Origin of the sequence: Paenibacillus sp. FSL F4-0236 (assembly GCF_038000135.1) — a bacterium.
Classification (GTDB): Bacteria; Bacillota; Bacilli; order Paenibacillales; family Paenibacillaceae; genus Paenibacillus_AQ.
Genome location: NZ_JBBOBK010000003.1, coordinates 18,019 through 32,565, shown reverse-complemented (window position 1 = coordinate 32,565; position 14,547 = coordinate 18,019). Strand labels below are relative to the sequence as shown.

General features: G+C 44.0%; 11 protein-coding genes. 4 read left to right on the top strand and 7 right to left on the bottom strand.

All coding sequences use genetic code 11. The annotated features are described in order from the left end of the window. Window positions 1–56: 56 nt before the first annotated feature. From NSQ29_RS31295 to NSQ29_RS31270, 6 genes are all read right to left on the bottom strand, one after another. Complete coding sequence (locus NSQ29_RS31295; RefSeq protein WP_076285559.1) at window positions 57–1,514, bottom strand: CdaR family protein; 1,458 nt, start codon at window positions 1,512–1,514, stop codon at window positions 57–59. Further along, complete coding sequence (gene cdaA / locus NSQ29_RS31290) at window positions 1,507–2,337, bottom strand: diadenylate cyclase CdaA (protein ID WP_042192076.1); 831 nt, start codon at window positions 2,335–2,337, stop codon at window positions 1,507–1,509. The genes NSQ29_RS31295 and cdaA overlap by 8 nt, the downstream gene beginning before the upstream one ends. Before the next feature lie 218 nt (window positions 2,338–2,555). After that, the gene (locus NSQ29_RS31285) at window positions 2,556–3,170 is read right to left on the bottom strand and encodes a zf-HC2 domain-containing protein (protein WP_042192079.1); all 615 of its coding nucleotides are present in this window, start codon (window positions 3,168–3,170) and stop codon (window positions 2,556–2,558) included. Between the two features lie 122 nt (window positions 3,171–3,292). Continuing rightward, window positions 3,293–3,859: an RNA polymerase sigma factor SigW gene (gene sigW / locus NSQ29_RS31280; protein ID WP_042192081.1), complete on the bottom strand. Its 567-nt coding sequence runs from the start codon at window positions 3,857–3,859 to the stop codon at window positions 3,293–3,295. A gap of 1,075 nt (window positions 3,860–4,934) precedes the next feature. After that, on the bottom strand, window positions 4,935–7,727 hold the full coding sequence (gene ppc, locus NSQ29_RS31275) for a phosphoenolpyruvate carboxylase (protein ID WP_341126894.1): 2,793 nt from the start codon (window positions 7,725–7,727) through the stop codon (window positions 4,935–4,937). Window positions 7,728–7,963: 236 nt separating this feature from the next. Continuing rightward, a complete protein-coding gene (locus tag NSQ29_RS31270) occupies window positions 7,964–8,857 on the bottom strand; it encodes a LysR family transcriptional regulator (protein WP_042192084.1) in 894 nt (297 codons plus the stop codon). Window positions 8,858–9,023: 166 nt separating this feature from the next. On the opposite strand from NSQ29_RS31270, the gene NSQ29_RS31265 reads away from it, so the two are divergent. The 4 genes from NSQ29_RS31265 (at window position 9,024) to NSQ29_RS31250 (ending at window position 14,152) form a co-directional block, all read left to right on the top strand. Further along, window positions 9,024–9,992, top strand: coding sequence for an ABC transporter ATP-binding protein (locus NSQ29_RS31265; RefSeq protein WP_234537508.1), 969 nt, complete (start codon window positions 9,024–9,026; stop codon window positions 9,990–9,992). A gap of 88 nt (window positions 9,993–10,080) precedes the next feature. Continuing rightward, entirely contained in the window at window positions 10,081–11,160 is a 1,080-nt protein-coding gene (locus NSQ29_RS31260) for an ABC transporter substrate-binding protein (protein ID WP_149647941.1), read from the top strand. A gap of 5 nt (window positions 11,161–11,165) precedes the next feature. Continuing rightward, on the top strand, window positions 11,166–12,845 hold the full coding sequence (locus NSQ29_RS31255) for an ABC transporter permease (protein ID WP_341126893.1): 1,680 nt from the start codon (window positions 11,166–11,168) through the stop codon (window positions 12,843–12,845). Beyond that, window positions 12,842–14,152 carry an MBL fold metallo-hydrolase gene (locus NSQ29_RS31250; protein WP_341126892.1) on the top strand — a complete coding sequence of 437 codons (1,311 nt, stop codon included), beginning with the start codon at window positions 12,842–12,844 and terminating at the stop codon, window positions 14,150–14,152. The genes NSQ29_RS31255 and NSQ29_RS31250 overlap by 4 nt, the downstream gene beginning before the upstream one ends. A 102-nt stretch (window positions 14,153–14,254) precedes the next feature. Here NSQ29_RS31250 and NSQ29_RS31245 read toward each other — a convergent pair whose 3' ends face one another. Then, entirely contained in the window at window positions 14,255–14,536 is a 282-nt protein-coding gene (locus NSQ29_RS31245) for a holin (RefSeq protein WP_341126891.1), read from the bottom strand. Between the last annotated feature and the right edge of the window lie 11 nt (window positions 14,537–14,547).

Below are 14,547 nucleotides of genomic sequence, written 5' to 3'. Positions count from 1 at the left end.
ATACTATTTTGGTGTACCTTTGGGACATATCCTAAAAGACGTATTTCAATAAAAGGTTACGTTCCCCCTGTACCTACAGGATTCTCGGAATTCGTACTTGTGTTAGCTGTGCCATTATTCTCTGGACTGCTATCCGTGGGGACAGGCGTCGCTGTAGCTCCGACTTCTCCGCTATGTGTAGGCTTCTCAGTGGCCTCCTCATCGCCTATAACAGGTTCAGAGCTTGGCTCAGGAGTAGTTACACTACCCGTGTCTGGATGAGGCGTAGGCACCGGCGTTGCAGGTGACAGCAACTGTACAGTTACCGTAAGAGGCACACTTGAATTAGCCAGTGCGATGAATTTAGGCAGTGATACCCGTAAAGAAACCTCGTGAGTCCCGGCAGTCAGGCCAGTCACATCAGCCACAACACCTATATCGTCTTTATTTAGTTGATTTAGCAAAGTAGGTGCACCTGTTAAGGTAAGGGCTATATCCTTGCTTGTTGGATTAACAATACTTCCTTCAAACTCATCACCGACACCCTGTAACTTGATGGGTACCGCTTCAACCGTCCGTTCAGCAATTTCTGAGATCGTTAATGAAACATTCACGGTTTCAGGCATTACTTTCTCAGTTCCTGCCGGAGGTTTCAGTTCTACCTTCAGCTGCTTCGTTCCTGCAGAATCTATAGCGCTAAGATCGACGCTTGCTTCATAGGTAGATAATGCAGCTAATGCATTGGCTTGACCATATACCACGACTGATTCCAGCTCAGGTGTCACATTTGATAAGACGAGAGAACCCGGAAGTTGTCCGGTAAAGCCAATATCCAGCGGTAAGCTTTTAAAAGGCAAAGTAATTGGCAATTCCACCGAAACGGTAGCCGGCTCAATGACGGCATCCTTCACTTCTTTTCCTTCATTATCATAAGCATGCAGCTTCAATTTCTTCTCTTTAAAGGTTTCGTTCTCGCCATTTAGCTCAATGGTGCCTTGTACCTTCACCACTTTGCTTAACTCATTATCTGGCAGCGTAACCTCAACAGTATCCGTAGGCTGCAAGACTGGGGTACCTAATTGATACCCTGCTGCTGGTTCTCCCTTGGTAACCAATGTTATGGGAAAAGACTTTGTATTTCGCAGCTCTACATGTACGTTGACCTCTTTAGGAGTCATTCTGACAAGAGTTACACCTCTAGGTAATGAATATGAGAGTGGCAACGTATTATCTCCAGGCTCAACCTTACTTAGATCAAGGGTCACTTTGTAGTCGTCCGAGAACTGAAAAGAGATATCCGAGTTCTTCCCCTTAACCTCCATACTCACACTATCTACATCCTTGTATTCCAGTACAAATTTATCTTTATCTAAACCGATCTCTTCGATCTTTACATTCTCAATAATCTTCGATTTAGTATCGACCGTGGTCTGTCCAACAGGCGCAGTGTCGATACGAACCATAGTAAACAGTATGATCCCAAATGCAAGGGCTAGAATCTTATTGAAATTGTTATTGCTCATCCACTTATCCATGATTTTTGTCCCCCTTCCGTTTCCAGAAAGTTGAACCTTTCTCCTTCAGTGATGAACTTACACTCAGCTCTTGATGGAGCTTCGAAATCATTGATTCTTCCTTAATGTCCCTTACAATTTGACCATTGATGGCCAGAGAAATCTGTCCTGTCTCCTCCGAGACAATGACAGACACCGAGTCCGCAACCTCACTAATCCCGATAGCCGCGCGATGTCTTGTCCCCAGTTCCTTGCTAATAAAAGGGTTCTCAGACAAAGGTAAATAACATGCAGCCGCGGCGATCTGATTCCCCTGCATAATAAGGGCTCCGTCATGCAGAGGGGTGTTAGGTATAAAGATGTTAATCAGCAACTCAGAGCTGACTAAAGAACGCATGGCGATACCCGATTCCGTATATTCATTAAGGCCTGTCTCTCGCTCGAATACGATTAATGCCCCTATTTTTCTATGGGATAAATAATTTACGGCTTTAATCACTTCGCCAATTAATTTACTGAGTTCTTCATCACTTTCCCCAGCCCGTCCGAAAAATTTACCTCGTCCAAGCTGCTCCAGTCCCCTTCGTAGTTCCGGCTGAAAGATGATAAAGACCGCCAGCACCCCGAATGTAAACATTTGATTCATTAGCCATTTGAGCGTATAGAGGTCTAGCATGGTACTCACAGCCCAAATCAAAACCAAGACCAGAATCCCCTTCAGCAGCTGAATCGCTCGAGTTCCGCGGACCATATTAAGCACTTTATAAATAATGTAGCTGACGATCAGTATATCAATAATATCTTTAATGGAATCTTTCCATGTTAAGTCTGTAAAATAACTCATTGCCTAAAACCCCCGTCATTTCATATTAGCTGGGTTTATGTAAAATGTCTGTTAGATCTGTATCAATATCTAGGTTATAACGTTCGGGCTCCAGTTGCAAGTTTAGCCCCTCACCCATTTTCTAATTTTTCTAAATTTAGGCAACAAAAAAGCGCCATCTTTCCGGAAAAAGAGGCGCAAAATAATATTCCAGCTCAAGGTAACCACTGTCGCTTTCTTTAACGGTAGGCAACTTCAGAGAACATGTTCGTCACTTTATACCAGAGCCAACTTACCGCTTGGTCTATGCTTTTGACTTGCCCAGAAATATGAGCTGTTGAAGCCTGATACAAAGAACCGTCAATGACTGTTACATTGCCGTTTACTTCCCCATATACCTGTGCTTTACCATTCTCAATGGTAAGGTCACCGGTAATAATCTTGCCGGAAGGTACGATTACAGTATCCCCTTTGATAACCACTTGATCCAGATCTGCACCTCTAACTACAAGTTGTCTATCTGGACTCCAAAAAGTTACGGAACTCATCAGCATTACGACAAGAAACAGAGATGCCGCTGTAAGTGCAGGGTGTCTCTTGATCCAGGTAACAAAAGCATTTTCTTTCTTGGTCTTTGGCAATGAACTCATTATCCGGCTCACAAGATCATCTGAGGCAACAGGATTCTGATGCATTAGGGAGAACATCAACATATCTGTCTGTTCTAATTCTTTAAACTTTGCACGGCAATCTGGACAGGATAGAAGATGCTCCTTCAACTCCCTCTGCTGCTGATCGGGCAAGTCGTCATCCAAGTAGTCGTGCATCATAGAGACGGCCAGTTTGCATTCCATAGGAGCCAATCCTTTCATGAGTGCTATTTAATTATCCTAAGACAAAGGGTCAGGACACATAAGACTTGCTTAACTTACATACGTCGCTCTCCCAAAGATGTTTCATAAAAAAAAATCTATTTTTACATTTTCGGGCCTAATTTTTTACGTAAAAATTCACGACCTCGGTGTACACGCGTCTTAATCGTGGTTACAGGCATGTCGAGCACGTCACTTATTTCCTGAAGCGACAAATCCTGCAGGTATCTAAGAATCATCACAGACCTGTATTTCACAGGCAGACTGTCAATGGCCTCATAGATTAGCCCCTGCGTCTCAGAGAGCAGTAATTCGGTCTCAGGTGTTACATTATCACTTGGAATCAACGAATAGCCGTCAAGGCCCTCCTGATCGTTCATATCTGCATCGAGCGAATAGGTTGGTTTCCGTTTGCGTAATCTATCAATACAGAGGTTCGTACCAATCCGATAAATCCAGGTAGAGAACTTCTGTTTATCATCATACCGATCCAAGTTTCTATACACACGCAAAAAGGTCTCCTGAACTATATCCTCCGCCTCATGGCGATTGTTCAGCATCCGGTACGCCAGATGATATATTTTGTCTTTATATAGTTCCACAAGCTCGGCAAATGCCCTTTGGTCGCCTTTTAAGGCGAGCTTTGTCAATCTGCCTTCCAAATTCTCCACCTGTTAACTCCCCCAGACTTGCCGCCCTTGGTATTTATTTTCAAATATCCACGGTACAAGCAATTAAATCGTAATTCAAGTTTGTGTAAAAATCAAGGATTGTATTGTAACCTTCTCTGTAAACTGAGTTAAAAACTGGACAACTTGGTATAGGTGATTAAGTGTAGCTTCGAGAAATATTTGGACTTCCGGTCGCTGTTATTGTCAGATTTCCTGATTTAAAACCGCTACTTGCGGTAGAAATCTGACAATAAAGGCGATCGCTAACGCTCCTACAGTTCCAAACATTCTCTACGCTACTCCATCACCTGAATAATAAGTGCCACACTATTTACCCTCGCTTACATCTCGGTTACTTGGGTAGGGCCTGAAAGATCAATATTGGGCAAAGCACCACAATATTTTTCAGGACAAAAGAATCACTTCGCAGCACAATATTTAGTTTATGAGCAAAATAGCTCGTATTAAGCAACAAAATCATCCCGTCGGTTGAATAGGCTTCTGTTAGTTTAAATTTGTCGCATATGGAGCAGACATTGTTATACTTTCCGCAGGGTTTTCGGTGAATTGGCGAGTAAGAATTCCAGTGTAGGTTGAGGGTTTCATTTTGATGGAACGAGTTATAGGGAAAACCTCCCTATAACTTAGATCACAGCTGTTTTATGACCAAGTTATAAGGAATTTCTCCCTGTATATTGGCCAATTTCAATTAATTACACCAAGTTCAGCTGATATAAAGGGAACAATTCCCTATATTTTATCGAAATGAGCTTGAAATACCGATTTACAGGTAATAATTACCTTTAATTCAGCATTTTGACCCTGAAGCAGAGAAATATGAAACTTAAAAATGTTTATGTGTGCGAACAGACAGTAATTCCTATAAAGATGCAAATAAACACGGGCTCCAGCGCTCCTTTTGTGCATCCTTTGCACACATTCCTGGCAAAGTCCATAACGCGTGTGCCACAGCGCATCGCTTTATTTTCGATCTATGATTCTGCTATCGTAATTTCCTATACAAGCACAAAAAGTCCGCCCCGATAAAGGGCGGACTCTTTGTGTTAAGACTATATCAGCCGGTATTCCGAAGACCAGCGGCAATGCCATTGATGGTAAGCAATACTTCGCGGAGCAATTCGCTATCGTCTCCATCGATTTCACGGAGCGCTCTAAGCTCAGATAGCAATTGAACCTGCAGGTAGCTAAGTGGATCAACGTAAGGATTGCGGAGTCTGATCGACTCCTGAATCACAGGGACGTTATCCAAGATATCCTGCTGACCAGTAATCTTCAGGATCAGCTCAGATGTCAGTTTGAATTCATCTTCAATCTGGCCGAAGATCCGTTGACGCGCTTCTTCGTTCTTGCCCATGCTGGCGTATTCCTTAGCAATGATCAAGTCCGCTTTTGAGATAGCCATTTGCAGCGTATCTATCAGTGTAGTAAAGAATGAGAAGTTCTCATACATATGCTGCATTACCTTCAGATTCTCTTCCTTACCCTCATAGAAACTCTGCAGTCCGGTTCCAGCAGCATACCACGCTGGAAGCAAATAACGGCTTTGTGTCCACGCAAATACCCACGGAATTGCACGCAAGTCTTCAAAGCGGTCACTGTTCTTCCGTTTGGAAGGGCGTGAACCAATATTAAGCTCTCCAACCTCAGGCAGAGGTGTGGATTCTTTGAAATAAGTCAGGAAGTCCGGATCACGGAATATCAAATCCTGATATTTGTGAAGCGAAACTTCAGAGATACGGGCAACAATCTCTTCCCACTTCTCTTCATATAAATCCGCTTGTGGAATTCTCGCATTGATCGCTGCAGTCACAAGCGCAGATGTCGCTTGCTCTAGACTGCGGTAAGCAATCCCTTGCATCGAATAACGGGAGGAGATAACTTCTCCCTGCTCGGTGATCTTAATGCCGCCGCCAATCGTCGAGGCTGGCTGAGCCAGAATGCTGCGGTTAAGCGGCATGCCGCCACGACCGAGCGCTCCACCACGACCGTGGAAGAACTTCAGCTTGATTCCGAACTTATCGGCTGTAGCTGTAATCTCTTTCAGAGCAACACGCAGTTCATAGTTAGCGGTAACCACGCCGCCATCTTTGTTACTATCTGAATATCCAAGCATGATTTCCTGCAAATCATTCATTGCTCTTACTGCATCGCGGTAGATAGGCATGCTGAGCAATCTATTCATAATTTGTGGTGCTTCATGCAAATCATCAATCGTTTCAAAAAGTGGCACAGCTTGCAGCGTACATACGACTGTACCGTCATTATCTTTGCGGAATAGTCCTACCTCTTTGGAGAAGACCATAACCTCCAGAATATCGCTTGCCGCTTCTGCCATACTGATCAAATAACTAGTGATACATTGTTTGCCGTACTCTTCTTGCGAAGCGAAGATCGTCCGGTACACTGCAAGACATTCCTCTGTACCCTCACTATACGTCTGATAAGAAGAAGTGATTGGACGTGGATCATTCAACAGCTTCTCCAGTAGCTCAATCTTCTCATCTTCAGACAGTTTGGAGTAATCCGGCGTAATGTTCATTTTCGCCAAAATTTCAGTCATAGCATTCTCATGTTCTTGACTGTGCTGACGCACATCAAGTGTCGCCGTATGGAAACCGAACAGCTCCACTTGGCGGATCAATTTCTTAATATAAGTGTCGGCCACATAATCGGCATAGTGATGCCGTAAGCTGCGGTCAATCACGTTCAAATCATCGATAAACTCTTCAGGTGTAGAATAACGCTCAAGAGTATCTTTTTTCTCATCATCCAGAACATTTTGTGTCTTGGAGATCATATAGCTAAGCTTAATACGGTAAGGTTCATTATCATTGCGCCATTCTTCCATCTTGCCAAGATTAATGATCTCACGATCAGCTTCAATGGATTCTACTAGCTCAGGCGTCACCTTAACAATACTTGTGCTAAAGCTTAGATATTTCATGAGTTCACGCATAATCCGTTGATATTCCCGAATCGCCAGCTTACGCTGCATGCGCAAGGTCTGTGAAGTAACTGTAGAAGTTACCGAAGGGTTACCGTCACGGTCTCCACCAATCCATGAGCCAAAACGCAAGTAGGTTGGTACATGCCAATTCTGCCCTGGGTAGTATTTACTGAGACAACGTTCAAGTTCTTGATAAACATCGGGCAATACATGGAAGATCGTCTCATGGAAATAGTACATCCCATTACGTACTTCATCGAGTACGGTAGGCTTACGGTCACGCAGTTCATCCGTTTGCCATAGCGTAATCACTTCATTTAATAGCTTCTCACGGAGCTGTTCACGCTCCCGGAAGGTTAAGGTAGGGTTATCCAGACCCATAACATCATCAGATATCCGCTTATGAATATCGAGAATAGCACGGCGCATAGCTTCCGTTGGATGTGCCGTCATTACAAGTTCCAGAGATAATCCTGCAATAATCTCGTTAACTTCCTCATGAGAGAAATCACGTTCACGAAGCTCTTTAATCGCGCTTTCTATAGAACCGGGTTGGACTGTCTCCCCAGCTGAACGTTCATAGTCACGTTTGCGGCGAATCCGATGGTTCTGTTCGGCAATATTCACGAGCTGAAAATAAATAGCGAACGCTCTTATTACCTGATGACGGTTCTCTGGATCCAAAGAATTGATTAACTCCTTAAATTCACTGTGCAGTTCAGGTAAAAATAGTGAGCGCAGCGATTTACTGGTTTCGCGAATTTTCTCCACGATCTCTAGTAGTTCGTTACCGCCTTGGTGAACCAAGACCTCTCCTAAAATGTTCCCCAAGAACCGTACGTCCCGTCGCAGCAGATTGTTAGAGTTGCTTTTGCTGACGGTAGTCGTAAGTTCGGTCATGCTGCTCCCCCCATTCTCTTCCGGATCAATGTGTTAATTATTGTCTGTCTAAAAATCGCCTATTAAAGGTTTCCTCATATCATACAATAAAACTGCGTGAAAATCTCCAACTATTTTGCGCTGTAAAGCGACACAGCATCTAAGATTATACACCAATTTCTCAATTTATACAGTCCTTATATTTTATGTATTCTTTCTTATATATAATGGCTCTAGCATACCTTCATTATGTGTATTTAAATACGGAGCGTTCGAATCTGATCGATGAACAGGCCAATAAGAGGAGAATAATGACGATCGCGGTTATACGAATAATAAATATGTCTTTGAAAATTATAATCTGGAATGGTGCGCATTAGCAATCTTCCTCTGGCTACCTCATCCTCCACAGCAAGACGCGATATAAACGAAACGTACTTTCCACTCATAAGCGATTGCTTTATGGCCTCCAGTGAATCCAGTAGAATATAGGTCCTCGGTTCATTCCCCTCACGCTCAAACCATTTATCCGTCAGTTGGCGTGTACTCGACTCCTTGTCATGTAATATAAAACTTGCTGAAGCAATCATAGCCGGGTTTAGATTAGAAAATGAGGCAAATTCATGAGATGGCGAAAAAACAAGCACGAGCTCGTCCTCACACAAGGCTTGAGTATGCAGATCTGGTAGATAAAAAGATTCTGTAGACAAAATACCAAGGTCAATCTCATGGCTAGCCAGCATTTCTTTGATTACAGGGGAAGGCTTAACCGATAAAGAGATCGTAATCCCCGGATGTTGTTCTCCAAACAGCCCCAATATTTTCGGAAGAATATAAGTAGCTGGAACGTAACTGGCACCAATCTTAAGCGTTCCTCGCCCCGCCTGACTGAACTCTTTTACAACCCGCTCCGCTTCTGCAGCTAGTGCATTGATTTTAGTCGCATAATGAAGAAACGCTTTTCCACTCTCCGTAAGAATCATTTTATCCATTCTGGATTCAAATAACTTCTCCCCCAATTGCTGCTCTAAATTCTTCAAATGGTACGTAACGGTGGGCTGCTTCAGTCCGAGTTTATCGGCTACTGTAGTTATTTTCTTATGTTTATTTAACAGTTCTACGATTTCCAGCTTGATTAAATTAAGGTTCATTATCATCCACTCCTCGCCTATTCACTAAACGGTAACATAGAAGAATTCTATGAATGTTAAAATAAATCGGCAAAAAAGTTAATATCACAGTTACATTCAGCAAATATAGCGGGAATTCTTTACCTTTACACTAAGAACAAGCTTAAGAACAGGCAGGTAGATAGAGATGAAGGAAATTACAATCCACAGATTGGAAAAGAAATTCGGAGATGTGCATGCCTTGAAGGCTGCAGATCTGAAGATTCCCGCTGGAAGCTTTACGACATTACTCGGTCCTTCAGGTTGTGGAAAGACGACACTACTCCGTCTGATTGCTGGGCTAGAAACACCGGATGCTGGAGAAATCCTAATGGATGACGAGTTTATTTTCTCAGGCAACAAAAAAATTAGTCGCCCCATCCATAGCCGCAACTTTGGCATGGTCTTTCAAGATTTCGCGCTCTGGCCGCATCTAACTGTCTTCGAGAATGTCGCCTTCGGACTTCGTGCCTCTAAGCAGAAAAAGGATTTACGGATTAGGGTTCAGCAAGCCCTTCGATCCGTAAAGCTGGAAGGACTCGAGCTACGCTTTCCCCATCAGCTGTCCGGTGGACAACAGCAACGGGTTGCTTTTGCCAGAGCTGTAGTTACTAGACCCCAACTCGTATTGTTCGACGAGCCGTTAAGTGCACTGGATGCAGTCTTGCGAGATGAAATGAGGCTGGAGTTAACCTCCTTGGTGAGGAACATGGGTATTACCGCTCTATATGTCACCCATGATCAAACCGAGGCGATGTCTATGTCAGATGAAGTGGTCGTGATGCAAGGTGGAACTATTTTACAAACAGGTTCTCCTGAGGAGATTTATCAGAAACCTAATCATCCTTTTGTAGCTCATTTTATTGGAAAATCCAACTGGATCGTTCCCGATAAGCAAATGCTTCGTCCGGAACATTTACGTTGGTCTCAGGAGGATGCTTCCTCTCTTCCATTTACGGGGACGATTCGACATGTGAGCTATATGGGTGATCGCTATGAGGTCATTCTGGACATGGAGAACCGAACTACTTGGACCGCTTATCATGATCAACGTCTACCTGTTGGAGAAACGATCCAGGTCTACGCTTCAGAGCACCAGATCCATCATCTGAATTAAGCGTCCACTGCATGGAATAGCTCGTATGATGCTGTTCCATGCAGCAAGATGCACAAAAAATATTAGGGAGGCATTCACATTGAAATCAATGAATAACACTAAAGGACTTAGTACACTTCTTCTAACAACTATAATCGGAGCGAGTCTAGCCGGCTGTAGCTCTACTAACACTCCTGCTGCTAACGCAAGCAATCCGACTTCAACCGCTAACACTACAGCTCAAACTGAAGCACCACAACCCACAGAGAAAGCTCTGAGTGGCAGTCTTGTCGTCTACAGCGCAGGTCCTGAAGGTCTAGCCAATAAAATTAAAGACGGCTTTGAAGCCAAAACCGGTGTGAAGGTCGAAATGTTCCAAGGCACTACTGGAAAAATACTAGCCCGTATGGAAGCAGAGAAGTCCAATCCAGTAGTCGATGTTGTTGTTCTTGCCTCCCTTCCGTCCATGCAAGGGATGAAGAATGATGGTTTATTGCTTCCATATAAAGAGGCGGTTAATGCAGATAAGCTCGTTAGCGATTGGTCAGACACAGCTGATGGTAATTATTTTAGCTATAGCGCATCCGCACTGGGGATTGTCTACAATACTAAAAAAGTAAGCACACCTCCGACTTCATGGGATGATCTAACTAAAGCGGAATGGAAAGGAACCGTCAATATTCCAGATCCTTCGCTATCTGGCTCGGCTCTAGATTTTGTAACTGGATATTTAAGCGCTAAAGGGGACAGCGGTTGGGATCTTTTTAAACAATACAAAAGCAATGGTGTAGCGATGGCGGGCGCCAATCAGGAGGCACTTGATCCGGTTATTACCGGTGCTAAATCCGTCGTTGCCTCAGGTGTAGATTATATGGCTTATAAGGCAAAAGCTGATGGAGAGCCTGTAGATATCGTCTACCCTGCTGAAGGAACAGTGATCAGCCCTCGCCCGGCTGCGATTATTAAGACAAGCCCGAATGTAGATAATGCCAAAGCTTTTATCGACTATCTTCTATCTGATGAAGCTCAAGCGCTAGTTGCTAAAGCCTACTTATTGCCAGGCAGAACCGATGTGAAAGCAGAGAATCGTGCAAATCTCGATGAAATTAAGACATTTGATGTGAAATGGGAATGGATGAACGAACATAGTGATGAAGTTTCCTCGACCTTCACACAAATTTTTAAATAAGCGTAATGAATATTAACTCTTTACGCTCATTTAAATGGGTGAGCGGCGGACTTGCTTTATTTATACTGACAGTGCTCGTACTGCTGCCACTCCTGCTCATTTTTTGGACCAGTATCTATCCCAATGAGCAGCTGGATATAGCCGCGCCACTACGAACCATTATGGGTAGTCATGATCTGGTTGAGGTACTGCTGAATTCTATCGGGCTCGGGGTAAGCGTTATTCTACTAACTACGCTATTTGCACTACCTCTGGCCTGGATTATGGCTAAAACGGACTTAGGGCATCATAATTGGCTTGATGTTGTGCTACTAATCCCTTTTATGACTCCGCCATACATTGGTTCAATGGGTTGGATGTTATTTATGCAAACGGGTGGGTATATGGAACAGTTTCTGCCCGCTTCCTCCGTGCTGACTCCGTATTTCTTTAGTTATGGAGGGATGGTGCTGATCATGAGCCTGCATTTATTCCCCTTCCTGTATTTACTGCTGCGTAATGCGCTTTTGCAGATCGGAGGCAATCTGGAGGAAGCAGCCTCTGTTCATGGTGCTCCGTTCTTTTACAGATTTAAAAGAGTAATCATTCCCTTGCTATTATCCAGCTATGGGCTTGGAGCTCTTCTCATCTTCGTCAAAACGATTGCCGAATTTGGTACCCCTGCGACCTTTGGTCGTAGGATCGGCTTTTACGTTCTGACCTCTGAGATCCATAAGTATATCTCTAGTTGGCCAATAGATTTTGGAAAGGCTACTTCACTAGCTTCCTTGCTGCTCGGGGTTTGTCTCGTCATGTGGTACATCCAGACTCTAATTAGCAGTCGCTTCTCTTATCGCCTAATTGGCGGAAAAGGGACTCGCACCAAACGTTATAAAAGCACGGGAATCATAGGGGTTCTTAGTTGGGGGTATGTTGTTCTATTACTTCTAGCATCTATCGGCATTCCTTATTTCTCAATCATAACTGCCTCATTATTGAAGCTACGAGGGGAAGGAGTATCTTGGAGCAATTTAACCTTAAAACATTATGCAGAGCTGCTGTCACCGGGTTCTCAAGGTCTTGAGGCCTTATTAAATAGCTTCACATTAGCCATCGTTGCTTCCAGTATCGCGGTTATTCTTGGGACTTGGTTTGCCTTAACTGTAGGAAAAGGAGCTACATTCAAGCAGAAAATTACAGATCTATTCAGCCTACTTCCCAATACAGTTCCTGGAATTGTAATTGTAGTAGGGCTAATCCTGCTATGGAATGCCCGCTGGATGCCTATTCCGCTCTATAACACCTACTGGATGGTTGTGCTTACCTACGTTGTACTATTCATCCCTTATACTGTTCAGTATGTAAAAGCGAGCTATGGGCAGATCGATTCTTCCCTTATGCAAGCGGGACAAGTATTCGGAGGAAGCAAGCTTTATGTGTTCCGCCGTATCCTGCTTCCACTCATTCTACCGGGGATGGTGGCTGGATGGATGATGACCTTCACCATTTCCAATCGGGAACTGGTAGCCTCCTTACTCATTCTTCCACCTTTAATGCAGACATCGGCGACCTATATTTTTGCCCAGTTTGAACAAGGTGCAGTAGCGATGGGGATGGCCATGGCAGTAATCTCTGTCGGCGTTACTACTATATTACTACTAGTATTAGAATATTTAAGCCCAGATAGAAAGCGGAGACAACGATGAGCACACTAACGATTTGGGGAGGGGCCGGAGAGCATGGCCGTTCCTCCTATCTTTTGCAGAACAAAGATGGGCAATCTGGTATTCTACTCGATTGTGGTGTCAAAAAAGAAGGTCCAGGTGAATACCCCCTGCTAGATATAGACATCATCCCACATTTGCAGGCAGTGTTTCTATCCCATGCGCATGAGGATCATTCGATAGCACTTCCCCTACTATATAAGTATGGATATTCAGGTAAGGTATGGACAACGAAAGCTACCGTTAAACAGCTTCCCGATTATTTCGAAGCATGGGATAAATACGTGGCTGCTCAGTCCGCATCATTACCTTATGGAGAAATAGATAAGCAATCTATCCAGTTCATGTATTTGGAGGAGCATATCCCCCCTCAGACTTGGCTGAGGATTGCATCTAATCTTCGAGTACAATGGGGGCGAAGCGGACATTTAGCAGGTTCGGTTTGGCTGATCCTCGAATGGGACGGAACAATCGTATTTTTCTCAGGGGATTATACGAAGGAGTCGCTGCTGCTCATGGCAGATTCACCAACGATTATGGAAGCCGAAACAAAAGATGTCGTAGATCTATCCATTATCGATGCCGCCTACGGCGCGGATCCTGATGAGCAGCTTGTAAAGTTACAGCAATTAGAGTCAGCGATCTGTAACACTCTGCAAAATGGGGGTTCAATCCTACTTCCGGTGCCTATCCATGGCAGAAGCCAGGAATTGATCGTATGGGCAAGCGAGTGCTTCCCCGATGATCAGCTGATCGTCGAAGAAGAGCTCATAGCTCCTTTAAGAGGTTTGAGCGATAAGACCGAATGGCTGAAAGAGGGCGCTATTCAGCGAGTTGATATGCTTTTTAATAGAAAGAACTTGTGCATTGTATCTAATTCAGAGGAACGTGCAAAGGCATTGTTGAATCTCAAGAGCTCAATCGTGTTTACCAATGACGGAATGATGCAGTCGGCAAAAGCACAAGAGTACTTTCACCAGCTCTCTGCTTCTCCTGACAACCATGTGATTTTTACGGGACATTTGGCGGCAGGTAGTTTCGGGCACCGTCTCGTTAAACATTCTATAGTAGAAGAATCTAGCGACACGAGATGTACAATCTCACTCATTCGCTATAAAGTCCACCAAGGCTTACCGGACATTCGAGAAATGCTCCAAACGGTTCCTAGCCGCCGGTCGGTGCTCGTTCATGCTCCCAAATCGCATATTGATCATGTCACTTCTATATTAGAAGGAGAAGGGTTTGCAGGGCTGTACTCTTTGCTACCTGGAAGTACGCTTTCGTTCTGAAGCTTAACTATGTAATCTCGTAAAAAAACAATGGGGCTCTTCCTTAGGTCTATTCAGACGTTTTGGAACAGCCCTTTTTTATGATTTGAACCTATTATCCATTTACTCTTTCGTCGTCCCCCGGCGATCCTTAAAAGCTAGCTCAAACAACCCCGTCGCAGATAAACCAGCCAGCCCTCCAGCCCAAAGCCGAAGGACGATATCCAGATCGGTAAAAGGATACGCTGCCGCTCCGATGAGCAAGCCTATCAATAGTCCGATGACAGGGACTGCATTACGCGGGATGTTGATACTATTTTTGACCAATTGAACCAGAGCCAGCACGAATACAGCTAATATTAAGGCAAACGCCATAACATCATCTAAAATCTCTCTAGTTTCCATGATAGATACCT